The 24062-nt window shown below is 65.2% G+C and carries 26 protein-coding genes; 23 read left to right on the forward strand and 3 right to left on the reverse strand.

Features of this window, described 5'->3' with window-relative positions; all coding sequences use genetic code 11:
- The first annotated feature begins 6 nt into the window (after positions 1 to 6).
- The gene (locus ASF30_RS09290) at positions 7 to 717 is read left to right on the forward strand and encodes a DUF262 domain-containing protein (protein ID WP_082467657.1); all 711 of its coding nucleotides are present in this window, start codon (positions 7 to 9) and stop codon (positions 715 to 717) included.
- Between the two features lie 66 nt (positions 718 to 783).
- Here the strand turns inward: ASF30_RS09290 and ASF30_RS23150 are convergent, their stop codons facing one another.
- The 3 genes from ASF30_RS23150 to ASF30_RS09305 form a co-directional block, all read right to left on the reverse strand.
- Positions 784 to 2394: a right-handed parallel beta-helix repeat-containing protein gene (locus tag ASF30_RS23150; protein WP_200918453.1), complete on the reverse strand. Its 1611-nt coding sequence runs from the start codon at positions 2392 to 2394 to the stop codon at positions 784 to 786.
- A gap of 158 nt (positions 2395 to 2552) precedes the next feature.
- Entirely contained in the window at positions 2553 to 3254 is a 702-nt protein-coding gene (locus ASF30_RS09300) for a hypothetical protein (protein WP_055905105.1), read from the reverse strand.
- Positions 3251 to 3913, reverse strand: coding sequence for a hypothetical protein (locus ASF30_RS09305; RefSeq protein ID WP_157497132.1), 663 nt, complete (start codon positions 3911 to 3913; stop codon positions 3251 to 3253). The genes ASF30_RS09300 and ASF30_RS09305 overlap by 4 nt, the downstream gene beginning before the upstream one ends.
- A gap of 103 nt (positions 3914 to 4016) precedes the next feature.
- Here ASF30_RS09305 and ASF30_RS09310 point away from each other — a divergent pair, with 103 nt between their 5' ends.
- The 22 genes from ASF30_RS09310 to ASF30_RS09405 all read left to right on the forward strand — a co-directional run bounded on the left by ASF30_RS09310 (position 4017) and on the right by ASF30_RS09405 (position 24059).
- Positions 4017 to 4343, forward strand: coding sequence for a hypothetical protein (locus ASF30_RS09310; RefSeq protein ID WP_055905111.1), 327 nt, complete (start codon positions 4017 to 4019; stop codon positions 4341 to 4343).
- Positions 4336 to 4734, forward strand: a complete 399-nt coding sequence (locus ASF30_RS09315; protein ID WP_055905113.1) for a hypothetical protein — start codon at positions 4336 to 4338, stop codon at positions 4732 to 4734. Before ASF30_RS09310 ends, ASF30_RS09315 begins: the two co-directional genes overlap by 8 nt.
- On the forward strand, positions 4731 to 5264 hold the full coding sequence (locus ASF30_RS09320; RefSeq protein ID WP_055905117.1) for a hypothetical protein: 534 nt from the start codon (positions 4731 to 4733) through the stop codon (positions 5262 to 5264). The genes ASF30_RS09315 and ASF30_RS09320 overlap by 4 nt, the downstream gene beginning before the upstream one ends.
- The gene (locus ASF30_RS23575; RefSeq protein ID WP_162240739.1) at positions 5261 to 6136 is read left to right on the forward strand and encodes a group I intron-associated PD-(D/E)XK endonuclease; all 876 of its coding nucleotides are present in this window, start codon (positions 5261 to 5263) and stop codon (positions 6134 to 6136) included. Before ASF30_RS09320 ends, ASF30_RS23575 begins: the two co-directional genes overlap by 4 nt.
- Positions 6133 to 7194, forward strand: coding sequence for a DNA-methyltransferase (locus tag ASF30_RS09325; RefSeq protein ID WP_162240740.1), 1062 nt, complete (start codon positions 6133 to 6135; stop codon positions 7192 to 7194). Before ASF30_RS23575 ends, ASF30_RS09325 begins: the two co-directional genes overlap by 4 nt.
- A complete protein-coding gene (locus ASF30_RS09330; protein WP_055905123.1) occupies positions 7187 to 7723 on the forward strand; it encodes a hypothetical protein in 537 nt (178 codons plus the stop codon). The genes ASF30_RS09325 and ASF30_RS09330 overlap by 8 nt, the downstream gene beginning before the upstream one ends.
- A gap of 213 nt (positions 7724 to 7936) precedes the next feature.
- On the forward strand, positions 7937 to 12514 hold the full coding sequence (locus tag ASF30_RS09335) for a hypothetical protein (protein ID WP_055905125.1): 4578 nt from the start codon (positions 7937 to 7939) through the stop codon (positions 12512 to 12514).
- A 64-nt stretch (positions 12515 to 12578) separates the two neighbouring features.
- Complete coding sequence (locus ASF30_RS09340) at positions 12579 to 13043, forward strand: hypothetical protein (protein ID WP_055905127.1); 465 nt, start codon at positions 12579 to 12581, stop codon at positions 13041 to 13043.
- Between the two features lie 35 nt (positions 13044 to 13078).
- Entirely contained in the window at positions 13079 to 13984 is a 906-nt protein-coding gene (locus ASF30_RS09345; protein WP_055905130.1) for a hypothetical protein, read from the forward strand.
- A gap of 59 nt (positions 13985 to 14043) precedes the next feature.
- Positions 14044 to 14694 carry a hypothetical protein gene (locus tag ASF30_RS09350; protein WP_055905133.1) on the forward strand — a complete coding sequence of 217 codons (651 nt, stop codon included), beginning with the start codon at positions 14044 to 14046 and terminating at the stop codon, positions 14692 to 14694.
- A 48-nt stretch (positions 14695 to 14742) separates the two neighbouring features.
- Complete coding sequence (locus ASF30_RS09355; protein WP_055905136.1) at positions 14743 to 15942, forward strand: metallophosphoesterase family protein; 1200 nt, start codon at positions 14743 to 14745, stop codon at positions 15940 to 15942.
- A complete protein-coding gene (locus ASF30_RS09360; protein WP_055905142.1) occupies positions 15939 to 16553 on the forward strand; it encodes a peptidyl-tRNA hydrolase in 615 nt (204 codons plus the stop codon). Before ASF30_RS09355 ends, ASF30_RS09360 begins: the two co-directional genes overlap by 4 nt.
- Before the next feature lie 80 nt (positions 16554 to 16633).
- Complete coding sequence (locus ASF30_RS09365; RefSeq protein WP_055905145.1) at positions 16634 to 19072, forward strand: AAA family ATPase; 2439 nt, start codon at positions 16634 to 16636, stop codon at positions 19070 to 19072.
- Positions 19073 to 19156: 84 nt separating this feature from the next.
- On the forward strand, positions 19157 to 20050 hold the full coding sequence (locus ASF30_RS09370) for a metallophosphoesterase (RefSeq protein ID WP_055905148.1): 894 nt from the start codon (positions 19157 to 19159) through the stop codon (positions 20048 to 20050).
- Positions 20051 to 20143: 93 nt separating this feature from the next.
- The gene (locus ASF30_RS09375; RefSeq protein ID WP_200918454.1) at positions 20144 to 20305 is read left to right on the forward strand and encodes a DUF4236 domain-containing protein; all 162 of its coding nucleotides are present in this window, start codon (positions 20144 to 20146) and stop codon (positions 20303 to 20305) included.
- A gap of 93 nt (positions 20306 to 20398) precedes the next feature.
- Entirely contained in the window at positions 20399 to 21679 is a 1281-nt protein-coding gene (locus ASF30_RS09380; protein ID WP_055905154.1) for an acyltransferase family protein, read from the forward strand.
- Between the two features lie 20 nt (positions 21680 to 21699).
- A complete protein-coding gene (locus ASF30_RS09385) occupies positions 21700 to 21996 on the forward strand; it encodes a hypothetical protein (RefSeq protein ID WP_055905157.1) in 297 nt (98 codons plus the stop codon).
- A gap of 93 nt (positions 21997 to 22089) precedes the next feature.
- Positions 22090 to 22308 carry a hypothetical protein gene (locus ASF30_RS09390; protein WP_055905160.1) on the forward strand — a complete coding sequence of 73 codons (219 nt, stop codon included), beginning with the start codon at positions 22090 to 22092 and terminating at the stop codon, positions 22306 to 22308.
- Between the two features lie 28 nt (positions 22309 to 22336).
- The gene (locus tag ASF30_RS09395; RefSeq protein ID WP_055905163.1) at positions 22337 to 22804 is read left to right on the forward strand and encodes a hypothetical protein; all 468 of its coding nucleotides are present in this window, start codon (positions 22337 to 22339) and stop codon (positions 22802 to 22804) included.
- Between the two features lie 33 nt (positions 22805 to 22837).
- Positions 22838 to 23392, forward strand: a complete 555-nt coding sequence (locus tag ASF30_RS09400) for a hypothetical protein (RefSeq protein ID WP_055905165.1) — start codon at positions 22838 to 22840, stop codon at positions 23390 to 23392.
- Positions 23379 to 23570 carry a hypothetical protein gene (locus ASF30_RS22640; RefSeq protein ID WP_157497134.1) on the forward strand — a complete coding sequence of 64 codons (192 nt, stop codon included), beginning with the start codon at positions 23379 to 23381 and terminating at the stop codon, positions 23568 to 23570. Before ASF30_RS09400 ends, ASF30_RS22640 begins: the two co-directional genes overlap by 14 nt.
- Positions 23571 to 23627: 57 nt before the next feature.
- Positions 23628 to 24059, forward strand: coding sequence for a hypothetical protein (locus ASF30_RS09405; RefSeq protein WP_055905168.1), 432 nt, complete (start codon positions 23628 to 23630; stop codon positions 24057 to 24059).
- Positions 24060 to 24062: the final 3 nt, after the last annotated feature.

Here is a 24062-nt window from a genome sequence, read left to right on the forward strand (position 1 = left end):
CGGTGCATGAGCACACAGACCCCTGGCCCGATCCAGTCGAACCCGAGCCTCCGCTTGGGCAAAGGCGACCCGTCGAAGGGTCAGTCGCCGGTGAACCGTCACCGCCGCGCGAACACGGACAGCGAAACTGTCCTCGAGCCTGCCGTGAAGCCGACCTTGCAGACGGCCGAGCCGATCAAGCACATCAACCTGTCCGCCGGGAACCGCCACGCCCGCGAGGTCGCCCGCCTCGTCGGCGAAGGTCACATGGACATCTCCCCCGAGTACCAGCGTCCCAGCGTGTGGACGCAGGAGCAGCGGATCAACCTGGTGAAGTCATGGGCGATCGGCCTGCCGGTCCCAGCGATCCTGGTGAACGACCGCGCCAACTGGAAGGGAATCTCCCCCGACGTGCCGTGGTACGCCGTCGTCGACGGGAAGCAGCGGCTGGAAACGGCCATCATGTGGTTCGACGGCGACCTCGCCGTCCCCGCCTCCTGGTGGCCGGAGGAATACATCGAGGAGACCGTCGACACGGACGACGGACCCTACGTCACCTACAAGGGGATGACCGGTACAGGACAGCGGCTCATGTCCACCCGCTCTCCCCTCCCCGTCATCGAATGCAACGTCGGGTCTGTCGAAGAGGAAGCAGCGCTCTTCATGCTGGTCAACACCGGCGGCACCGAACAGACCGCGGACTCGCTGGCGAACGCCGCGTCGGTTGCCACGAGGTAGCTCGTCTCCGTAAGCGAAAAGGGCACGACCACCCGGATGGATGGCCGTGCCCTTTCAGGTCGGTGGCTAGTTCTGCGCCACGCGTCGGCGGATCAAGAGGTACGCGCCGGCGATCACGGCGAGCGTCGCGACAGCCGATCCAGTGAGGATGGAGCTGTCCACTCCTGTCTCCGCGAGCTCGGTGCTGGTGATCCCAGTGCCCGCAGGAGAGGACGTGTCAGCCGGATCGTCGCCAGACCCGGCGAGGTCGCTGGGGTCTGCGGGATCGGACGGATCTGACGGGTCAGCGGGGTCAGACGGGTCCGACGGGTCAGACGGGTCAGACGGGTCCGAAGGGTCCGAAGGGTCTGCGGGGTCTGACGGGTCGGCCGGGTCGCTGGGGTCATCCGGGTCGCTGGGATCAGCGGGGTCACTAGGGTCCGCGGGGTCTTCCGGGTCTGCAGGATCGGGATCTCCGGCGAGGAGGGCCGGGTCGCAGGTCGCGCCGATCATCGTCACGCCTCCGTTGTTCGTCCAGATCGCGGCTGCGGTGTCGTCGTGGCAGTCGGCGTTCCCGTCCCCGGGCGTGGTCCCTGAGGCGAGGTTCCCCGTCAGGGTGATGTCGGTGCCGCCTTGCAGCCAGATGCCGTTCGCGGTGGAGCCGGTGATGACGTTGTTCGCGATGGTGAGGCCGTCCACGACGGATGTGTCCAGCACTCGGATGCCGTTCCGCCGGCCGTCGATGGTGTTGTCGGAGATGGTGATGCCTGATGAGGTTGATCCTGCGTCGGCGTCGTTCAGCTTGATGGCGTCCCAGCCACCTCCGGTGATGGTGTTTCCGGTGAGTGCCGTTCCGTGGTTGTTGCCCCACAGGAGGATGGAGGTGTTCTCGCTGTACGCGGATCGGGTGATGGTGTTGCCGGACACCGTGGCGGTGTCGGTGCCGTTCAGCACGGCGAACGTTCCGCTGTCGGTGTCGACGTTGTCGGAGATTTCGGCTCCGCGGACTGTTCCGGGGAGGCCGATCAGGTTCACGCCGACTCCGACGCTGCGGAATGTGTTCTCGGTGACGACGAGGCCGTCGACCGGTGTGCCGGCGTTTGTCACGGAGACTGCGCCGACGCCGCCTCCGGTGCCACTGCCGATGAAGCTGTTGTGGGTGACGTGGGTTCCGTCGGCGTTGGTGTTGAGGCCGTAGTACCCGTTGATCTTGACGATGTTGTTCACGAGGTTGATCGGAGCGCCGTTGTTGAACGCTGCGATGGCTGTGTTGTCGCCGTCTGCGGTGGTGCGGATGGTGAAGCCGTCGATGGTGCCGCCACCAGTGCCCGTGAACGTGAGGGCGTTGGTCGATCCTTCGATGACCGACTCCTCGGTCGTCTCGTCGGTTGTCCGGTCCCGTCCGTCGACGCCGTGCTGCGCTCCGAGGAGGGTGACGTTGGTGCTGAACGTCGCCGGTGTGTAGACGCCGGGGCAGACGTGGATGACGGTCCCGTCGGTGGCGACGGCTGCGGCGTCCTGGAGGGTGGTGAACGATGCGGCCGCGGCTGCGCAGGCGGTGTCGCCTGCTTCGTAGACGACGACGTCAGCGGCTGGTGGGGTGGGTACGGCTGCGAACGCGGGGGTTGCGGTGAGGGCGGCGGAGAAGGCTACGCCGACCCCGATGAGACCCATGCGTAGGTATGTGGTTTTGGGCATGAGCTTGAGGATAGGGACCACAGCAGACATTCGGGAAGCATTCAGGCGCCTCACACCCTAGGACTGGGGTAGCGGCAATTCGCGTTCGCCGCATGTCCCCTTGCGAGGGACATAGAGGAAGAGCCCCGCTGGTGTCAGCGGGGCTCCTCTTCGGTCGGTCAGAACCGGTCGGCGTCCGACACAGGGTCCTGATCCTCCGGTGCCGCGTCGGCACCATCCGACTCAGCTCGCTCCGGCTCCGTCGCGATCTTCGCAGCGGGGAGGATGCCGAGGTTCCGCTTCATCTGCGTGTGCGGGTGCTCCCGCGGGGTGCCGTCCGGCGCCGCCTCCAGCTCCGGGGCCTTCTTCAGTTCGAAGTCGGAGACGCCCATCTGGAAGAACGCCAGCTGGTTCCCCATGCGGGTCTCAGCGAGCATCCGCTCCATCAGCTGGTTCTGAAGCAGCAGGGCCGCCAAGTGCGCAGCCTGAACCTCTGTCTGCCGGTCGATCGCTTCCACATGGGCGAGGGTGGCACGGACGAGTGCTGCGGCCCGCTTCGCCTCGCTCTGGTTGAACTGGGCACCATCAGCGAGAAGCTGCAGGGCACGGTCCTTCTGCGACCCGTCGGAAGCGAAGGCGTCCTCAGTGTGGACCGCGATCGAAGCCGACACCGTTGCAGGTGACTCCTGCTCCAGGATCTGCGGCATCGGCGCCGGCGCGGCCGGGCTGGTCACCGCTACAGGGACAGACGGAACCTCCGGCTCAGGTGCGAATGGAGGCGCCTGGTTGGCGAACTCCTCGATGCGGTCCAGGCTGGCGTCCACGGACACAGTCCCAGGCGCGGTGAAGCCCTCGTCGTCGTACTCATCGAATGCGCTCATCGGTTGCGCTCCTTGTCACGCTTGGCTCGGTCCTTGGCTCTCTTCTTCAGCTGCGCGTCCTCCTCGTCGGGGTCGACGAAGGCGAGGTAGATGAGGATCTCAGTCATGCCCAGGGAGAAGATCGGGATGAGGGAGGAGATCAGCACGCCGATCCAGGACTGGAAGGTGCTGAGGTCGCCCTCCCAGTAGTCGATGGTGTGCGAAGCGTTGGCGACCACGGACAGGACGGTGGAGAGGAAGAGGAAGAACCGTGCAAGCCACACAGCTCGCTTCGATGCGGTTCCTCGGTTCTTGAACTGAGCGAGAGCCGCGGTGCAGCCGATGATGGTCATGTCGATGAAGATGGCAGGCAGCCACTTGATGGCCTCATCCGGGCCCATCCAGGCGCTCATCTTCACGATGGTGTTGAACGAATACACCATGGACGATCCGAGGATCAGCAGGAACACCGCGACGGTGGTCAGCACGATCCACATCTGGTTCAGGTCGAGCAGCTTGAACCGGCTGGTGAGCCGGGACTGCTTCTTCGGCTTCTCGTCGACGATCTGCGCGAACACGTCGGGATCGAGCTCCACGATGGAGGTTCCGGCGATGGTGTCGGGAACGGTTCCCACGAGGGTTGGTGGCGCTCCGGTCGGCCGCATCAATGTGTCTGTCATGTATATCTCCTAGCTCTGTGCCATTCGGACATGACCTTCATGTGCGGTTTCTGCCGGAACTGCCGGATGACAGCCGGCCGATGCGCTCGCGCATAGAACCCGTATGACCGATAACTACACGCCCGCGGTGGCCACCGCCGGCGACACCGATTTCAACTGGCGAGGAGCGATCGACCCTGACCTTCAGGAGGCGATCGCCCTGCTCGGCGACGACGAAAACAGGCTCCGTCTCGCCAGCCACCCGGGGCTCGTGCACCGCGCAGCCCGCCAGCTCCTGCTGGTCGGCGACGCTGCCATCGACGCCGCCGTCGCAGCGAACCCGAACGTGCCGGCCGCATGGCTGCCCACGCCGAAGAAGGAGACGCTGCTGACGCGGCTGTTCCCGCAGAAGCCTTCCAAGCCTCGCGGCAAGGGGGTGCGTCGTGGCTGAACCCACCCTCGTCCTCGCACCCGCCCCGGTCGTGGAGACCGACACAACCCTGTGCTGCGGCGTGTTCATCAACGCCGACGACTTCGGCATCTGCCACAGCTGCGACATGCCGGCGCCAGCCGCCACCGTGTTCACCTGCGGCGGATGCGACAGCCTGATCGTCGACCTGAACCCCGGCGACGAGCCGATGCTGTCCTGCCGAGGCTGCGGCGCACGCTGGATCGCCGATCAGTCCGAAGGCGCATTCGCCGACGGCTGGGACCCGGAGAAGGCAGACGGATCCCTCACCGACGGGCTCCGCTCCTTCCCGGACGACGCCGACTTGCTGTACTTCCCAGACGCCGAACCGACCTTCGCCCAGGTGTTCGCGATGATCGGCGGCGACCTGTGACCGACATCGAGGCGGGAGTCGGCCCAGCCATCGCCCTTGCAGACGCCATCGGCCGTGACGACCTGGACGCCGCTGTGGCGAGCATCTCCGAAGTGTTCTCCGCCAACGAGCTGGTCGCGTCCTGCTGGCTGCTCAGCATCAACATCGCCATCCACGCGAACACGCACCTCCCTGCAGGGAAGGACGGGCAGACCCCTGCTGTCAAGGTTGCGCTGGAGGCGCTCCGCAGCATCACCAGGACTCAGCTGTGGCAGGCCCGCGAGTTCGGATACATCGGCAAGGGCTTCACCTCGGTCGGCACCGCTGTCGTCGAGGCCATGACCGCCGCCGGCCGCTCGGGCGTCGACCACCTGCATTTCCACATCGAACTTCCGGACACCGCGGACGCTCAAACTGACACCGTCCGCGGCGCCGCCATGTTCGCGTTCGCGATGATCGTCACCGAAGCCACCGTCCACCGGACGCACCCGCTTCAGGTGATCGACTCGTACCGCGACGGTCTCGCCACCGCGATCGGCGGTGCCGCATGAATCACAATCTCGACGCTATTGATGACACGACCGCAGGCACAGCGGCGGAGCACCTCGTCTGTGCAGATCTGCTGTTGTCCGGATACAGCGCCTTCCCCGCCGATCAAACGCGCCCATACGACGTCGTTGTCGACGTTGGGGGACGAATGCTTCGGGTCCAGGTCAAGTCCACCAGATATGCGAAGCCACTCCCTCAAAGGCAGGCAGAGATTCTCGCCTACCACTGGCACCCCCGACGTCGTAGTTCGCGGACGAATCAGACGCGGCCGAGGACCTATGGCGCCGAGTTCGATGTGCTTGCGGTGGTCGCCTTGGATTCCCAGCAGATCGCCTACCTACCCGCCTCCCAAGCAACTCAGACCATCCAAATACGTGCGAAGACGTCTGGGCCCGGGAAACACTTTTCCGATTTTCCAGCTCGGAACGTCTTTGGCGTGAACGAGTCGTCTGGTCCCGTAGGAGATCTCGAGCTGGGTACTGCCGGCGCGCACTTGGTCTGCGCGGATCTTCTGACGGCTGGAGTGGGGGCATCTCTCTCTTCACCGGACAGCGCATTCGACGTCGTCGCAGGACGAGGGCAAGACCAGATCCGACGAGTCCAAGTCAAGTCCACTCGCTCAACGCCTGGACCAGGCCGCCCATCGCGGGTGCCTTCGTACAGGTTCCTAATCCGAAGGGGTAGGAACAGGCAGAACGACTACGAGGGGACGTACGACGTTCTTGCACTCGTTGCGACAGACATCCGGCGTATCGCGTATTTGCGACCCGTCGTCGACAGAGACTGCGTGAGCATTCGACCGCCTGGAATGTCCGGAACTCTTACATTCGGGGATCTCACGTGGAGCGCCGCGACGGCGGGAGAACCATCGTGACGCACCCGTTCTATGTCGACGCCACCACGACTGTGTACGCCGGCGAGTCACTTGAAGTGCTTCGCGAGCTCCCAGACAACTCGGTGGACGCGATCACCACAGACCCTCCCTACGGACTGACGGAGCTCCCCGAGAAGAAGGTCTCCGAAGCCCTGGCTCGATGGCTGTCCGGTGAGCTCGACTTCATCCCCGCCGGCCGCGGCTTCCTCGGCGCCGAATGGGACCGGTTCGTGCCGCCCCCTGCCCTGTGGAAGGAGTGCCTGCGGGTTCTGAAGCCCGGCGGGTACCTCGCAGCGTTCGCCGGCGCCCGCACCCAAGACCTGATGGGGATGTCGATCCGCCTCGCCGGGTTCCGGATGCGCGACCAACTCCACTGGATCCGCGCTGACGGTTTCGAGAAGTCCAAGCATGTGCTGAACGGCGGGTACGAGCCGGTGATCCTGGCTCAAGCGCCGCTGGACGGCACTCTCACCCAGACGATCGAGAAGTGGGGAACCGGCGGGATCCTCGGCGAGCAGTCCCGCACCCCGTTCCGTTCCGACGCGGACGAGAAGGAGACGAAGGGGAAGAACCAGCACGGAAAGTACGGCACCGTCCACGGCGGGAACCGCGTCTACGGCGACTACACCGCCGGTGGCGCCCGACAGGACAGCACCTACCCGGGCCGCTGGCCGATGAACCTGGCCCTGGACGAAGCCGCGGCCGAGCTCGTCGACGACGCTTTCCCCGGCCGCCTCGGGCCAGACTTCGGCCCGTCCCGGTTCTACCCAGTGTTCGACGCCGACCCGCTCCCCTTCCACTACGCAGGACGCGCCACCAAAAAGGAACGCCCGGTCGCCGGTGACGTCCAACACAACACCGTGAAGCCACTGTCCGTCATGGAGTGGCTGGTGAAGCTTCTCGTCCCCGAGAACGGCATCGTCCTCGACCCGTTCCTCGGCTCCGGCACCACCGTCGAAGCCGCCAGGATCCACGGACGGAAATCCATCGGCATCGAAATGCACGAACCGTACCTCGACCTTGTCCGCGTCCGCATCGAACGGACCACCGGTGAGTGAAGACACCGTTCGGTTCGAAGCCGGCCCCGCGATCGTCGCCGTCGACTCCTTCCTCGAGGGGAGGATCACCTCCGGAGTCACCGACCTCACCGAAGTGTTCACCCCGGCCGAGCTGATGGTGTCATTCTGGGGGTTCTCGATGAACATCATGGATGCCGCCCCGGAGTTCATGCCGGCACACCACACCGGCAGGCACCCCGGCGTCCGGATGGCCGCCGCGGTCATGGAGGCAGGGATTGCCGTCGTCGACACCCACGCGAACCCCGAGTACCGAGCTGCACTCCGGTCGTCGTTCCATGAGCTCGGACAGAACGTCATCCAGAACATCGAGATGATGGAGGGCGGAGGCTCGCTCAGTGACCTCGACGTCTCACTGCCCAGTCTCCACGGGAACCACACCACAGCCACGCTCATCGGGGCTGCCACGTTCACATCCGGCCTCATCCGGGTTGAAGCGCTCACCCGGAAGGAGTCATCAGGCGACGTCCTGAACCGGCACCGGGCACGGTTGGCAGCACAGATGGCGTGACCTCGCGGCGGTCTCCGAGCGGTTTGTGCCACATGTCACCCCGACATGAGCACCACAGGGGTACCCGGAACAGGCCGAAACCGTCACCGATGGGGGTGGAAGGCCGCGCTGTCCGCGACCATCAGTCTCGCGCTCCTCGCCTCCGCGGTCCCCGCCAACGCGATTCAGGCAAGCCCCGACAGTGCCACATCTCTGCGTCTGGAGGGCACCCTCATGCTGATCCAGCCCGAGGTGACAGGCTCCCTCGAGCCCGGCGAGAACAACACCGATTACTTCATCTCCACAGCCTCCGGCGCTGCCGTCCCGATCGACGGAGCTCAGATCCCGGCAGACGCGGTATCTGGATCCACCATCACGGCTGAAGCCACCCCGTCCGCGTCCGTCCTCCACGAAGCCGATGTGGCGCCTAGCGGTTCGGTGACGGTCGACTCCGAAGCCGGCAAGCAGATCATCGCCGCGGCTACCACCCTCGACGAGCCGTTGAAAGCTGATGTCGCGGCGATCGGACCGCCGGTGGCCCGTGCAGCCGCCATCAGCGGAAACCACGTCACCGACGTCGCTGTTGTTACAGCGGCGAACGGGAAGGTCGCCCCGACGACCGACACGTTCATCGATCAGCTTCTCTCGAAGTCGTCGATCTACTACTTCGAGCAGACCGGAAACCAGATGCCGTCGCTCACGGTACGCACCGTGAAGCGGTACCAGACCACCGGCGATGTCTGTGACCAGCAGGCCATGTGGACTGAAGCGGCCGCCAAGTTCGGCAGCACACCCCAGGCGTACTACACCTCATCTGGGCTTCACCTCCTCGTCATCGCCCCTGACTACTGCGGTCTCGACTCGGGGCTCGGCACCGTCGGCGCCGGCGTCGCCTCGGGAGGCGTCCTCTGGGCAGCACTCGGAGGCCCCGGCTACGTGGATGACCTCACCATCGCCCATGAATACGGCCACAACTTCTCCCTGATGCACTCCAACCTGGAGGAATGCACGTACCCGCAGCAGGACGGCGCATCCTCCTGCCAGCCGCACGAATACGCCGACCTGTACGACGTCATGGGGATGGGTTACCTCATCTGCGACACCGCCTGCCACGGGAACAAGCAGCTCCCCGCCATGAACGTGACCAACAGGGCCCGCCTGAACTCCTACCCCGAGGATCTGAAGACCGTCACCCTCCCCCTGGAGTCGACCGTTCAGACCACATCGGTCACGCTCAGCGGACAGAGCTCGCTGACCGGCACCCGAGGCATCAACATCACCGACCCGGCCACCGGCACCCACTACTACGTCGAGTTCCGAAGCGGCTACGGCCGTGACTCTGAGGCGCTGTACACCGTCCTTCCGAACATGGGCAAAGGCGTCCGGATCCTGAAGTACGGCGCTAGCCAGTCGTCCGTCGTCATCCCCTATTCGACGTCCTCCGCCCGCAACTTCATCTGGCCCGTCGGTCAGACATTCACGGCGAAGTCCGGCAAGGTCTCAATCTCCGTCACAGCGGTGACTACGACGACCGCCACGGTGTCCATTACCCTCCAGTCGCCCAGCCTCCCCACCTTCGACGGAGAGGACCTGCCGACAATCACCGGAAACCTCTGGCTGGACCAGACGTTGACTGCGAACCCAGGTGCAGGCTGGGCGCCCACACCCACCGGCTACACGTATCAGTGGTTCCGTAACGGAGCTGCCATCTCCGGCGCCACCGCGAAGACCTACCGGGTGACGGCAGCCGACGTGCCGAACGACATCTCCGTCGACGTGACGGCGACAAAGGTCGGCTACGACGCGCGGACCTGGCGCAGCCCCAAAGTCAGCATCCTCTCAACCCCCTACTTCCTCGGTGATGCCCTCCCCACAATCACTGGGGTCACGTCCCCAGATCAGCTGCTCACCGCGAACCCCGGCGCAGGCTGGACCCCCTCAGCCACGTCGTACACCTACCAGTGGCTCCGGAACGGGTCTGCCATCGGTGGAGCATCAGCGAAGACTTTCACCCCTTCGGCTTCTGATCTCGGCGCCCAGATCACGGTGGCGGTCACTTCGCTGAAGTCCGGGTACACCACCCGCACCCTGACGAGCGCACCGGTCACAATCGTGCCGCTGCCATCGATCTCCGGCACGTCGCTCCCGTCGATCACCGGCACGCTCCAGGTCGGCGGTGTCCTGACCGCGCTCAACGGCAGCGACTGGACCCCCACCCCGTCCTCGTTCACTTACCGCTGGTTCCGGGATGGTGCACTGATCGCCGGAGCAACCGGGAAAACGTACACACTCACCGCTGACGACGCAGGTGCCTACTTCACCGTCGAGGTGACCGGCTCCCGGGCCGGGTATGTGTCCGCGAAGTGGACCAGCTCCCCCGCAGGCCCGGTAGCTGAACTGCCGACATTCATCGGCGATGACCTCCCAACCGTCACCGGTGAGCGGAAGGTCGGCCAGGTGCTGGCTGCGACTCCTGCGAAGACCTGGGTCCCCACTCCTTCCTCGTACACCTACCAGTGGCTCCGCAACGGACAGCCGATCGCGGGTGCCACCGGCACCTCATACAAGCTCGTGGACGCGGACATCGACCAGGACGTCACGGTCGCCGTCACAGCTGTCAAGATCGGCCTGAAGAACCGGACATGGGCGTCTGCAGACGGAACCCCCGTTGTCGGCTACCCGCAGTTCACCGGCGACTCTCTCCCGACAGTCACCGGCACCCGCCAGCCCGGCTATTCACTCACAAGCGTGGTCGGCGCAGGGTGGGCACCCACACCCACCACAACCACGGTTCAGTGGCTCCGCAACGGATCCCCGATCGCCGGGGCCACCGGCACCATCTACAAGGTCACCGACCAGGATGTCGGCACGAACCTCAGCGTCGCGATCACCTATGCACGTTCCAGCTACACGAACCGGACGTGGACGTCGCACGACGACGTCATCGTCGCCAGCCTGGCCACGTTCACCGGCGACACCAAGCCCTCGATCCGAGGGTCCCGGCAGGTGGGGCAGACGTTGATCGCCGGCCCAGGGACCGACTGGGCTCCCGCCCCGACGTCCTACAAGTACCAGTGGCTCCGGGACGGGGTTGCCATCACGGGAGCCACCGCCATCTCGTACAAGCAGGTCGCTGCCGACATCAACCACGTGATCACGGTTTCTGTGACTGCGGCACGGGCGAACCTGAAGGACCGGACCTGGACCGCTGACGGTGACGTTCGCACGGTCGCCGACAACGTCTTCTCGGGAGAGAACCTCCCAACTGTCGAGGGTGACCGCCTTGTGGGAGTCACCCTGACCGGGAAGGCCGCATCCGGATGGACCCCCGCACCGACAACGGTGACCTACCAATGGCTCCGAGACGGGCAGCCGATCCCCGGAGCTACGAAGCTGACGTACCTGCAGACGTCCGCTGACGCCGGCCACCAGGTCACGCTTGCCGCCACCGCGAAAAAAGTCGGCATGATTGACCGCACCTGGGCATCCGAAAACGCCGGGCCGACCCTCTCATCCGGCCAGTTCACCGGCGACGCGAAAGCTTCACTGAGCGCAGCGCCACGTTCCGGTGTGTCCGTCAGCACCGTGTTCGGGTCCGACTGGGCCCCGAAGCCTGACTCCTACACCTACACCTGGTCTGTGAACGGGGTTGTCATCGCCAACGCCGCCTCGAAGTCGTACACCCCGAAGGTCGCTGATCTCGGGAAGTCACTGACAGTGGCGGTCACCGTCCACCGTCTCGGGTACGAGGACCGGACCTACACCAGCGCCGGACAGGCCATCACCCAGCCCGACTTCGTCGGCGGAGCTGGCGCGAAGATCACCGGCACGCCTCAGGTGACCAAGTCATTGAAAGCCAAAGTACCCACGGGCGTGCTTCCTGCTCCGTCGTTCCGGTTCCAGTGGTTCGCCAACGGGGTTGCGATCCCGCGCGCCACTGCAGAGAGCTACCTCCTGACGGACGCTGAGATCGGCAAGTTCGTCTCCGTGAAAATCAGCGCAGTCAAGACCGGCTACGCCACACGCACCTGGACGGTGCAGGTCGCCGTCCCGATCGCCGACTACAACCAGTTCGTCGGAGATGACGTCCCGTGGTTCTCCTTCGATGACATCTCGGACGATGAGGGCTTCGGCCAAGGTGACGCCGAGGCCGACCTCGATGAGAACGGAAACGGAGATGGATGGTCTGACGGGAAGTGGGTCGGCCCAGACGGGTCCGGCGGATACCCCGGCACCGAAGGCCGGGGAGGCACCATCACCGGCGACTTCGTTGTCGGTCAGCGAATCTGGGCGAACCCCTCGCTGACATGGGTTCCGAAGCCCACCGGATACAAGTACCAGTGGTTCCGCAACGGCGTCCTCGTCCCGAAGGCGACCGCCCGGTCGTACCTGCTGAAAGCCGCAGATGAGGGAGCGACCATCACAGTCTCGATCACCGGATCGCGCAAGGACTACCGACCGCGGACGTGGCTGAGCTTGCCATCCCCCGTCATCAAGCCGATGCCGACCTTCACCGGCACCGCCGGGGCGACCATTCTCGGAACTGTGGCTGTTGGGAACATCCTCCGGGTCCAGAACGGCGCCGACTGGAAGCCGCTGCCTGCGATGGTGAAGTACCGGTGGATCCGGGACGACAAGGTTGTCCTCAGCACAGCTGCGACGTTCAAACCGCGCGTGGCGGATATCGGGCACACCATCTCGGTGGAGGCCACCGGAGTAACCGCCGGGTATGTCACCAAGGTCTGGGTCGGCGTGCCCTCAGCGAAGGTTGTCGCTGCCCCAGCAGCCCAGAAGGTAGCCGTTCGGAAGTGAGCCCAATCTGTCCGGTGTCGCCACATGGCTTAAGGCCGACCGACACCGGATAGAAAGGGACCCGATGACCGATGTGGCGCTCCCGCTGAACAAGCAGACTCTCGCCGCGCTCGAACGTCAACCGAGCCGCGGGCCCGTTGTCGGCGAGCTCTGGGGCGTCGGCCGGCACGGCGATGTCGAAGCCCTCGCACTTGTCACACTGGATCTCGGCGGAATGTTCTTCCTCGCCGTCCCAGTCATCCCGGTGTCCGGCTGGGCGACCCCTTCAGAGTTGATCCTCCCCGACGACGTTCTCGGCGTGGAGGGCACCGTCGTGTTCAACGCGGAGTCCGGCATCCCGTCCCAGCTCTTCCTCCGAAACCTCGCCCCAGTGATCACCGTCGCGGAAGCCGAGCAGCTGCGGGCCGCTATGCAGCACGACCTCGACCTCCCCACACCGCTGGAACGCGGAGCACAGGAACATTCAGCTGAGTCGGTGCTGTGGCTCGACAGCATCCTCGAGGGGTTCCGGGCGATCACCCTCACCTGACGACGGTTTCTTTGCCGTCCGCGCATGTTGGTGTCATGACCCAGAAGAAGTTCCGCGCCCCTACCGCTGACGGCCGCCTGCTCTACGCAATCGACCCGTCCGACGCCGACGCACTCGACGGCAGCTCCGACTTCCTCGGCGACACCCGTGGCATCACGTTCCTCACTGATGGCGTGGAGATGGTCCGACGCTCCGGTTACGGCAACCAGCCACGGTTCCTGACCGCACCCGCCAACGTTGCGGCGGTCCAGTACGAAACGTCTGTTGGGAGCCGCCCGGTCCTCGGACACCGTCGAACCGCGTCGATCCCCGCACTCCCGGAGTTCGTGTCGCCCGACGAATGGGTGATCCTTCGCCCATCAATCGGCACGGACGATGACGGCGACTACCTCGCCGACGCATGGTACCGGGCTGAGTACGGCGAGCAGCCCACCGAGGTCCGCACGCTCGACCTGTCCGGGTACAGCGACTTCCCCGTCGACCTGCTCGACACCGAGTCGCTCACCGACCCGGACCCGTCCTTCAAGTGGGCGGTGTCCGCACCGTACCTGGTGTTCGGCAACGAGTACGAGTACGCCCTCCCCGGCATCCTCTCCGGGTACGCCGAACGGCTCGCGAAGGCCGTCGACGCGCGCACCACAGCGCAGATCTGGACCCACAAAGCGAGGGAAGACAGCACCGTCTCCGGCAACATCACCCTGACATTCGAGGACAAGCGCACCTACCCGGTGAAGAACACCCGCGGCCGCACCACCCACCAGGCGAGCGGCACGAAGTCGTTCAGCTTCGACATCCCGTTCCCGAAAACGATCGCGGCGAAGTCGAAGGCTCAGGCGATCGCCAAGTTCGACAAGCTCGTCGACGAGATCGCCGAGCAGATCGCCGGGAAGAACGCGGTCGTCTGCGCCCACTGCTCCGGCGACGGCGTCATCGTCGACTGACCCGACCGGTTCCGCCGGCATCCGCACATGTTGGTCGTGAACAGCCTGGAAGGATCACCATGCCGAAGCCCACTCTCGTAGTCACCCTCCCTGACGGATCAACCGCGAAGCGTCAGACGGAACGTGCGTACCTGTACGTCCTCGCGCAGGGACCCCGCCCTGCATCAGCCGAAGCCGCCACCCTGAACGCGGAAGCCGCCCGCGAGGAGGAGCTGGCCGCTGACCTGGCCGCTGCGATCGCCGCCGCCACGGTGAGCGTGGAACGCCGCAACTTCCGGACTACGGACGACCCGGACATGGGCTTGTGGGGGACGGTGACGTACACGAACTACCTCGGCACCCTGCACGTGCCAACACGGGGCGCGGACGCTCACAGGACCTCGGTCATCACCCACTGCAACTCCCGCAACGAATCCGAGGTCTGGGGCACCCACGACGCCGATGGTGCGTACACCGAGACCGGCCGCCAGATCGTTGACCTGACCGACGCACTCCTCGGCAAGGCCCGTGGCATCGCTCGACACCTCCGCGACTCCGCCGCAACAAAGCGCAGCCGAGCAGCAGGTCTCCTCAACGGAGACGCCGCTCCAGAGGCAGGGTGGGAGGTCCTCCGATGGACATCCCGCCTCGACCTCGCCAATGCCGCCAAGTCCAAGTTCGAGCACCGCATCGCACTCGGGCACGATCTGCAGATCATCCCCGTCGGGTAGGTCGATCAAGTCCCGGCAGAAGCGCAGCGCTCCGCACATGTTGGTGGCATGAAGACGACATTCATGCACACCGGCGATGAGCACATCGACTCCGACACCCACGGCTCCATCAACCCGATCACCGGGCTGAACACCGCCTGGGAGTCGAACCACCAGGTGGTCCGCCACCTCGCCGACCAGGCAGTCGCCCAGAACGTGTCGTTCTTCCTGTCCGCCGGTGACAACTTCAAGACCGGTCGTCCTTCGCAGGAGGCGCTGCTACTCTTCGTGGACGCCATGTCTCCGCTGGCTGAGGCTGGCACCCCGATCGTGCTCCTTGACGGGAACCACCACCTAACCGGCGTCCCCGCCGACCACCGCACCGTCATCCACGTCGTCGCGGAGATGCTCCGTGCCAAGGGCGCCACCGTCCACATCTCCTCCCAGCCGGGCCTGATCCGCCTTGACACCGGCGAGCAGATCGCCTCACTCCCATGGCTCAGCAAGAACCGAGTGCTCGCGGAGCTCGACCAGCTGGACCTGACGGGACCTGAAGCCGACAAGGCTGTCGCCGACTACGGCATCCGGAAGCTGACGGAGATGGCTGAGGAGGCCGACTCGTCGCTGCCTCTGATCATGGCGTCACATGTCACGGTCGACCACCTCCGGATCGACGCTGTCGCCGAGGGGTTCTCCCGCGGCTCCGAAGTTGACCTGTCCCACCTGTTCTCCGAACCGGTCCTCCCGGTGAAGGAGCTGGCGGCGCTGCCGTTCCAGTACGGCGCTTTGTCTCACATCCACACCCCGCAGCACTTCGCCGGCGGCCGCTACTGGTACGCCGGATCCCCGAACCGTCTCACGTTCACTGACATGAACGACGAGAAGGGCGGCAACGTGGTCACCATCGACGGCACCGACATGTCCGTCGAACGTGCAGTGACACCGGCTCGCCGTATGGTTTCAGTCGACCTGGAGAAGGACGACTGGGAGGCTGCCGTGGAAAGCATCGACGAAGGAACTCTGGTGCAGGTGCACCTTGTCACCGGCGCACCTGAGGTGCCCCGTGAGCTGCGCAAGCAGATCGCCGAGCACGGTGGCATCCTCGCCAGCACGAAGGCCCGCCCGAAGGCTCGTGTGGTTGCAGAGCGGGTCGCCCTGCCCGAGAAGGTGGACCCAGTGACCGCGCTGCGCGCCTGGGCTGAACGGAACGCCCCCGAAGGCGTCGACGTGCAGACGCTGGTCGATGCCGCAGAGAAGCTCTCCGCATGACCGAGGACCGACGCCTCGTCCAGCCGATCGTGATCGAGACAGGACCGGACGCCACCCATCAAGGCACGGTCCGAGCCGCAGCTCTCGCCTGTGTCGCCGCGTACGCCGCCGACCGCGACAACCCCGAATCCCTCTGGGAGGAATGGCTGTCCGGACCGTTCACGAAGGTCGTCCGCCGCGCCAAGCCAGCCGTCTTCGCCAAGCTCACCCCGCTCGTAAGCATCGAAGGCCCCGGTGGCCGTGCCGCCGCATTCGGCCCCGTGGATGACGCCGACGTCCCGAAGGATCTCTCTCGCCTGCAAGTAAGCGGCACCGACCTCCCCCGCGCAGCAACACGACCACAGCCTGACCCCCGCGCTGTCGTCGTCGTCAACAAGGATCTCGGCATGACCACCGGCAAGACAGCCGCTCAGGTGTCCCACGCCCTGCTGTCGCTTGCTCTGGAGAACCCTGACGTCACCATCGAGGACTTCGCCTTCTACGAGCTCTCCGTCGCGGCCGGGTTCGAAACCCACATGGGACGAAACCCCGGCACCCGGATCATCGTCGACGCCGGCCGCACTGAAACCGAGCCGGGAACCACCACAGCGTTCGCGTACCTGCGCCCGTAGCACCGGCGATTCCGCCGCAATCCGCACATGTAAGTGCTGAAGATTCAGGCGCACCCCGCCTGCCAGTAAGGAGAACTGCCGTGCAGATCAAGTCGATCGAAATCGAAGGCATGTGGTCGTACCGCGACCCGCAGCAGGTCGTCATCGACGGTCACCCGCTGGTCGTCGGCGTCGGCGAGAACGGAGCCGGCAAATCCGCCCTCCTGGTCGCAGCAGTCGTTGCCGCGTTCTACGCGAAGTTCCCCACGAAGACCGTGCAGGAGTCCATCACCACTGACGTGCCGCAGGGCCGAGTCAGCGTCGAGTTCGAAGTCAACGACACCCTCTACCGCGTCTCCCGCACCTTCACCCGCAAGGGATCCGGTTCCGCCCAGGTTCTGGTCGCCGACCCGTCCACCCGTTCCGGATGGCGTGGAGTGACAGAGAAGGGCGTCAAGGAGGTCGACGAGTACATCGTCGGCCTGCTCGGCATGGACTACCAGACGGCGACGATGACATGGATCGCCGAGCAGGGCACGTACGGCAAGTTCGCGGAGTCTCTGCCATCGAAGCGGTTCGAGCTTCTGTCCCAGATCTTCGGCCTGGACATCTACACCCCGAAAGCGAAAGCAGCGAAAGCTGCCGCAGATGCCGCCGCCATCCTGGTAGCCACCGTCGACGGGAAGCTCGCTGAGCTCTCCGGCACGATGGACGCCGCAGACGGGCAGCAGTTCGACCTTGACGGGATGACCGACAAGCAGCTGTCGAAGAACCTGTCCGACGCGAACGACGACGTCGACCGATACACCCAGCAAGCCGCCGAGCTGAACGCCACCGACCCTGCCCGCCAGACCGTCGAAGCGCGCCAGGCCTACGAGCTCGTCAGGAACGACCGAGTCGCCAAACTGACCGCAGCCACCCAGCAGGTGGAACGAGCGGAGCTCGCAATCGGCCAGGCGAAGAACCGCGCAGCGGCCACCCGCGCCGCCGCTGAGGCACGGTTCACCCGCGACCTCGCCGAGGCATCCACACGTGCAGAACGCATCCGCGAGCAGGCCACCACGCAGCGCCGTGCCGCCGCGGAGCAGAAGCTGAAGATCGCCTCCGCCGAGCGTGACCTCCCCACCTTCGTCGATGAAGTCACCGCTAGTCGGGAGACTGCTGATGACGCTCGCCGGTCCGCCGACGCCGCATTCCAGAAGGCTGCGGACCTCCGCGGTGCCGTGGCCCAGCTTCGCGCTGAGTCCGCCACCGCGAAGGCAGCTGTCGCCGACGCCGAAGCACGGATCTCCCTGCTGGAGAAGAGCGCAGCCGACACTGACCACGCCGAATGCTTCACCTGCGGACAGCACCTCTCCGCTTCGGACGCAGCCGCACTCATCGAACTGCAGCGCGACGCGATCGCTTCGCTGAAGCAGAAGATGCTGGACCTCCGCGACTCCGGCATGAAGACGAACGCCGCCGCAGAAGCGGCTGACGCTGAGCGTGCAGCCCACCTCCAGGCCGCGAAAGCCGCTGATGTCGAAGCGGACCGCATCAGCACCGCGATGGCCTCCCTCCATGCCCTCATCGGGTCGAAGGAGCAGGCCGACGCTGCCGAGCAGGCTGCAGCCGAAGCGTTCCAGCAGTCATCGAAGGATGAAGACGCTTGGCGACGCCAGGCTGCTGACGCTCACAGCACCCAGATCGCTGCCGCCGACGCCGACGAGCAGGCAACAGTCGACGCCGCTGAGACTGAGCTGTCCAGCGCGCGCGCTGTGGCAGCGGAAACCGCTGAGCCCACGGCGAAGGAGACCCACCTCCTGGAAGACCTCCGCGCCGCCGAAGCTCTGGTCGCCGGTGAAGCTTCCGGCTACAACGAACGCCGCATCGAGCTGGAACGGCTCCGCAGCGAAGCACGCCGTCTCGTGACCGTCTACTCCGCTGAGGAGCACCGCCGTACCGAGGCTGCTCTGCTCCGCGCCGACCAGGAGGATCGCCTCGCGGCCCTCCGCGTCGAGAAAGCTGACGCACAGCGGGAGATCCTCATCAACATGACGCTGATGAAAGCGTTCTCCCCCGCCGGCATCCCCGCGATGATCCTCAACACCGTCGTGGAACAGCTGAACGAGACCGTGAACTCGTCGCTGGAGCGACTGTCGAACGGCGAACTGAAGGTGGAACTCCGCACCAGCCGCGAGAACACCAACGGCACCCCCGACAACAAGATCAGCGTGTACGTGGAGACACCCACCGGTGTTCGCGCCTACGAGACCCTGTCCGGCGGTCAGCGCTTCCGTGTGAACGTCGCGATCCGCGTCGGTCTGCTGGAGTCGATCTCACGCGGAACCGGAACGCCAATCCGATCCTTCATCCTCGACGAGGGTTGGGGAACGCTGGACGAGAAGGGCGTCATGTCGACCATCGGGACGCTGTTCCGACTGTCCGAAGAGATGAACGTCATCACCGTCAGCCACATCGACTCTGTCCGCGACGCGTTCCCCGCTCGCGTCGAGGTGGTGATGGACGGCGGAACCTCCGTCGCCCAGCTCGTCGCCTGACGGACCACAGACCGCACCGGGTGTGCGGTGTGACGGACGCCTGCCTCGTAGGGGAAGCAGGCGTCCGCCACATGCCTTCACAGCATGCCCCGTTACACCGAGCACCCGCGGCCGCAACACACATTCGTGCACATCTCCGACACCCACCTTGTCGAGGACTACAAGCTGTACGGCCGCTTCGACTCCGCCGCCCATCTGGCCACCACCATGGCGCACCTGGAGCAGTCCGGGATCCGACCTGAGGCGATCATCCTGACCGGCGACATCGCCGACGAGGGCAGCGCCGACGCTTACCGCGCGGCCCGTGCCGTCGTGCACGCTACCGCGGCCAGGATCGGCGCTGACGTGGTCTGGCTGATGGGCAACCACGACAACCGAGCCGCGTTCCGCACCGAACTCCTCGACGGTGTCGGCAGCACCGAGCCGGTCGACGAGGTCCGCTGGTTCGGCGGCCTCCGCCTGATCAGCCTCGACTCCACAGTCCCCGGATTCCACCACGGGCATGTGTCGAAGAAGCAGCTGGAATGGCTGAAGGCTGAACTGGCTGAGCCTGCACCGGACGGCACAATCCTGGCTCTCCACCACCCTCCCCTGCCGACCTTCACAGACCTCGCAGTAGCGGTCGAGCTCCTCGACCAGGCTTCGTTGCGCGACGTGGTCGTCGGGTCGGATGTCGCAGCGATCCTCGCAGGTCACCTGCACTACCCGGCCAACGGCATGTTCGGTGGTGTTCCCGTCATGGTCGCCGCATCGACCGCCTTCACCCAGGACCTGACGTCTGACTGGCGGGGCGAAGCCCAGGTGGACTCCGGGCAGTCGTTCAACGTCGTCCAGGTGTACCGCCACACCGTCGTCTCCACTGTCGTGCCGGTGTCGCCGGGACGATCCCTGGCGAAGCACGACGCCGCCGAGTCGGCCCGGATCCTCGCCGATGCCGGTGTGGTGTGGCGAGACGCGGTTCCTGACCTGGAGCACTGAGCCCGAACGGGGAACTTCCTCGGCCGGCCTGGCCGCGAGAATATGGCTTGCCGCACATGTAGGTTGCGTCAACCCAACAAGAAGGAGCCCACCGTGGGACTGATCTTCCGCAAGAGCATCAAGGTCGGACGGCGCAGCCGAGTCAACGTATCCAAGTCCGGCGTGTCCGCCTCCACGCGTGTCGGCCCGTTCTCGGTGAGCTCCCGCGGTCGTGTCAGCTTGCGCATCGGGAAGGGCTTCAGCTGGCGCTTCTAGTCGATCGCTGACCCAAAGATCAGGGTAACCCCGGAGCGGTTCCCAGTGCATGCCCGCTCAAGCATGTACAAGCTCTCCACATGTCATTGAGACATGAGCAACCCCACCGTTGAGGTTCCACCGTCCACCACTGCCGCGTTGGCCAAACGTGACCTCGCCGTCGACTTCGCGCGGGTCGTATCCGTGGTCGTGGTGGTGATGACCCACATGCTGATGGTCGGCGTCGGAATCGGCTCGGACGGGAACATCATCGTCAGCGAACCGTTGACACCGCAGCCCTGGTTCCCCGTGGCGACCCTCTTCCTGCAGATCATGCCGCTGTTCTTCATTCTCGGCGGGTTCTCCTCGCTGACGAGCTGGCGTTCACTGCAGCGTCGCGGCGGTACAGCAGCGGACTACATCCGCAACAGGGTGATCCGGCTGGCTCGTCCTGCGATCCCGGTGTTCATCTTCTTCGCGGTCGCGATCAACGTGACTGCCGCCTTCGTCGATCCCACCTTCCTCAACGGCGTCGTCACCGGTATCGGCACACCGCTGTGGTTCGTGGCCGCCTACATCCTCTGCCAGTTGTTCGTGCCGCTGATGGCCAGGCTCCACGAGGCTGCACCCTGGAGGACGTTGGCCGCACTTGCCGCCGGCGCCGTCCTCGTCGACGCCCTCCGCTACTCGCTCAACCAGGAGTGGATCGGTCTTGCCAACCTGTTCTTCGTCTGGCTTTTCGTCAGTCAGCTCGGTTTCCTGTACGCGGATGGGTTCTTCTTCCGAATCGGCCGTGCCCGTGTCGCCGCGATCGGCGCCGCCGCTGCAGCTGTCCTCTCCGCGATCATCATCAGCGGGTTGTACGTGGCGGACATGCTGCACAACCTGAACCCGCCCACAGTCCCGCTGATGCTCCTCGGCGTCATTCAGATCAGCGTTCTGGTGCTCATCCACCCGGCCCTCACCAAGCTCATGCAGCGGAAGCCGGCGCGGGTGTTCACGTTCCTGTTCGGGACCAGGCTGATGACGATCTACCTGTGGCACATGACCTGCCTGATCCTGGTCACCGGTGTCACGCTTCTGATCCCTGACGCCGCGCCGGCACCGGCGACGGAGGGATGGTGGCTGTCCAGACCGTTCGTCCTCATCGCCACGTTCATCCTGGTGTTCATCTTGTCGAAGTACGTCGCCCGGTTCGAGAACGACCCCGTGGTGCCGCGGAAAGCCGGTGAGGACGTGTCCCTGCTGAACGCCGTCATTTCCGCCGCCCTGGTGTTCGCTCCGGCGTTCTACGTCATGAGGAACGGACTCGACGGCTATGTCGCCGTCGCCGGCGTCATCGCATTCACCGCTGCGGTCCTTCTGGTGATCCCGAGGAAGCTGCCTACTGCGTAGTTGCCACATGGCTTCCGGACATGAGCATCAACCTCATCGACGACGCCTGGCCTGGCGATGCTGAACGCAGCGCCGACCTCTCCCTCGACGACATCCGAGAACGCTACGCCGGTGACCTGCAGGACCAGATCGGGAAAGCGTCCGTCGCATTGCTGAAGGCCGAAACCGCCCTCATTCTCGACGGCGACTTCCTCACCCGATCCGAAAGCAAAGCCGCGCAGGAGGCGATCGACCGGGCCGCAGAACGGCTGTCCAAGCTGGAACTCAAACTCCAGCGGGTGCTCGACAACGAGATCACCGTCGAGGTCCGTCACTAGGTATCCTTCCTCTCGGTGGCGGCCCTGCCTCCATCAGGTATAGCGTGATGGCAACTTGCGGAGCGGGTGGGCCAGAACGCAGGAGGTGCTTCCATGTTCAAGAAGCTCGGCGCTGTGATCGCCGTCGCGGGCGTGCTCGTCCTTGCCGGATGCGGTGATCCGACATCGGAAGAAGAGAAAGCGGACATCCAGCGGTGCATCAAGCAGCTGGAATCGACGCTGGCTGAGGCGGGTTCTGACCGCGATCTTCGCCAGGAGGAGATCGACAGCTGCAACGACCCGGACAAGCGAGCGGTCATCCTCGGCGACTGACAGGCCTCCCGCCACATGTCATCTCGGCATGAGCTTCGAGGATCCCCACGGCCAGATGCAGCAGAGCCAGATGTTGCAGATGCAGGCCGCGTCTGCTCATCAGCCGAGAAGCATCTGGTCCGACTATCTCATCCGACAGAACACGTTCTGGTGGATGGTGAACGCATGGATCGTTGTCGTCGTCGCCGCATTCGTGTTCTGGGGCATGCCGATCGTGTCGGAGACAATCCACTTCGCACCTCGCCAGATCGCCACGTTCGCCGGCAAGGCTGACACCGTCCTGTACGCGTGGGTCCTTCCGACTGTCGCCGCTCTGACTCTTGCTCGAGGCGTATCGCTCTGGGAGGGGCTCACCACCGAGCTCGTCGACCGGTCCGTGGTCATCCGGCGACTCATCTGGGTGCTGGGCGTGGTCGGTCTCTGGTTCGTCCTTCACCTGCTGGGTGCGACCATCGACGGGTTCGTAGCAGGCTTCCTTCACGCAGCCATAGGTTGAGCATTCGTCGGCTGATCCGCACATGTGGGTGGCATGACGACGACACCTCTGTACCTCGGTGGGTACCGCACCTCCGCGATCCGCGCCTTCCTCATCGCACTTGACGACGCGAACCGCAACAACCTCACAGTCCGCTATCCCGACCTGCTCGAAGCCGCCGGGCTCCCCGAGAATCTGTACCGCGACCTCATCCTCACCAAGCTGGGCGTCGTCGTGTGGCGGGAGACGGAAGGCGCTGTCGTCACCGACAAGGGGCGGGAGATCATCGCCCAACCGAACCGGTTCGAGGATGCAGCCCTCGACGTCATCGAAGAGTCGATCGCGCAGTCGTGGGATCCCGACCAGATCCGTGGCCACCTCCTCATGGCCCTCGGCTCACCCGACCTGCCAGCTGCCGTCTCGTCTGGAGAAGCCAGCACAGCTTCGCTGACGATCACGGTGACGCGGGAGCAGCTGCTCCGCCGGCGCCGCATCGTCGAGCGACAGCTCGCGCTCCTCAACAGCCTGCCCTCTGAGGCCGACCTTCAAGATGATCTCGATGGCATCCGCTTCCTGCTGGGTCAGGAACGAACCGATGTCGACCACTAGGGCCGCCTCCCGCACGGCAGCCAGAACTGACGCCGAAGCACTCGACCACGCCTATCAGGCCGGAGTAGCCCGGTTCCGCGCCAGCTTCGACGACGGTGGATGGTCAGACCCGGAACACCGCGCCCACCTGGCGGGCCTCACAGCGGCGGCGGAGCTCGCAACATCGCAACGTCCGTAACATGCGCCACATACCTACAGGTGACGTAGCTCGCTGACGAGACCTGTAGGGACGGCCATGATCCGATTGCTCCACCGCACACGCAACCAACGCGCCGTTGTCGATCTCGCATCTGTCATGGTCGGAGTCATCGTCATGGCCGTCATCGCGACATCCGTCGGCGTCGGACTGTTCGCTGTGATCCCTTGGACGCACTCGCAGACCGCGATGTCGCAACTGGAGGCAATCCGGGCAGCTCAAAGGAACGCTTTCATCGGCAACGGCTCCTACATCGACAAAGCCGCGCTCCTCAGCAGCGGGAAGCTGTCCTCAACGGTGGCCGCAGCCGTGTACGTCAGTCCGGACCGCAGCTGCTACACCGCCGTCATCAAGACGCCGACAGGTGTCGCCTACTGGATCGACAACACCACTTCGGCCGCGGGCGCCGTCAGCGGTGGCACCAGCAGCTGCACATCTCTCACGGCGCTGGCTGCGACCATCACTTTGTGACGA

The sequence above is a fragment of the Leifsonia sp. Leaf264 genome, assembly GCF_001422325.1.
GTDB lineage: Bacteria > Actinomycetota > Actinomycetes > Actinomycetales > Microbacteriaceae > Orlajensenia.

What these genes read in the sequence shown, in the direction of transcription:
- ASF30_RS09305 (WP_157497132.1), bottom strand. Translation starts at nt 3,913, where the DNA reads ATGACAGACACATTGATGCGGCCGACCGGAGCGCCACCAACCCTCGTG.
- ASF30_RS09300 (WP_055905105.1), bottom strand. Translation starts at nt 3,254, where the DNA reads ATGAGCGCATTCGATGAGTACGACGACGAGGGCTTCACCGCGCCTGGG.
- ASF30_RS09385 (WP_055905157.1), top strand. Translation starts at nt 21,700, where the DNA reads ATGAGCATCAACCTCATCGACGACGCCTGGCCTGGCGATGCTGAACGC.
- ASF30_RS09390 (WP_055905160.1), top strand. Translation starts at nt 22,090, where the DNA reads ATGTTCAAGAAGCTCGGCGCTGTGATCGCCGTCGCGGGCGTGCTCGTC.
- ASF30_RS09370 (WP_055905148.1), top strand. Translation starts at nt 19,157, where the DNA reads ATGCCCCGTTACACCGAGCACCCGCGGCCGCAACACACATTCGTGCAC.
- ASF30_RS09310 (WP_055905111.1), top strand. Translation starts at nt 4,017, where the DNA reads ATGACCGATAACTACACGCCCGCGGTGGCCACCGCCGGCGACACCGAT.
- ASF30_RS09350 (WP_055905133.1), top strand. Translation starts at nt 14,044, where the DNA reads ATGCCGAAGCCCACTCTCGTAGTCACCCTCCCTGACGGATCAACCGCG.
- ASF30_RS09340 (WP_055905127.1), top strand. Translation starts at nt 12,579, where the DNA reads ATGACCGATGTGGCGCTCCCGCTGAACAAGCAGACTCTCGCCGCGCTC.
- ASF30_RS23575 (WP_162240739.1), top strand. Translation starts at nt 5,261, where the DNA reads ATGAATCACAATCTCGACGCTATTGATGACACGACCGCAGGCACAGCG.
- ASF30_RS09355 (WP_055905136.1), top strand. Translation starts at nt 14,743, where the DNA reads ATGAAGACGACATTCATGCACACCGGCGATGAGCACATCGACTCCGAC.
- ASF30_RS09345 (WP_055905130.1), top strand. Translation starts at nt 13,079, where the DNA reads ATGACCCAGAAGAAGTTCCGCGCCCCTACCGCTGACGGCCGCCTGCTC.
- ASF30_RS09400 (WP_055905165.1), top strand. Translation starts at nt 22,838, where the DNA reads ATGACGACGACACCTCTGTACCTCGGTGGGTACCGCACCTCCGCGATC.
- ASF30_RS09290 (WP_082467657.1), top strand. Translation starts at nt 7, where the DNA reads ATGAGCACACAGACCCCTGGCCCGATCCAGTCGAACCCGAGCCTCCGC.
- ASF30_RS22640 (WP_157497134.1), top strand. Translation starts at nt 23,379, where the DNA reads ATGTCGACCACTAGGGCCGCCTCCCGCACGGCAGCCAGAACTGACGCC.
- ASF30_RS09360 (WP_055905142.1), top strand. Translation starts at nt 15,939, where the DNA reads ATGACCGAGGACCGACGCCTCGTCCAGCCGATCGTGATCGAGACAGGA.
- ASF30_RS09335 (WP_055905125.1), top strand. Translation starts at nt 7,937, where the DNA reads ATGCTGATCCAGCCCGAGGTGACAGGCTCCCTCGAGCCCGGCGAGAAC.
- ASF30_RS23150 (WP_200918453.1), bottom strand. Translation starts at nt 2,394, where the DNA reads ATGCCCAAAACCACATACCTACGCATGGGTCTCATCGGGGTCGGCGTA.
- ASF30_RS09395 (WP_055905163.1), top strand. Translation starts at nt 22,337, where the DNA reads ATGAGCTTCGAGGATCCCCACGGCCAGATGCAGCAGAGCCAGATGTTG.
- ASF30_RS09380 (WP_055905154.1), top strand. Translation starts at nt 20,399, where the DNA reads ATGAGCAACCCCACCGTTGAGGTTCCACCGTCCACCACTGCCGCGTTG.
- ASF30_RS09405 (WP_055905168.1), top strand. Translation starts at nt 23,628, where the DNA reads ATGATCCGATTGCTCCACCGCACACGCAACCAACGCGCCGTTGTCGAT.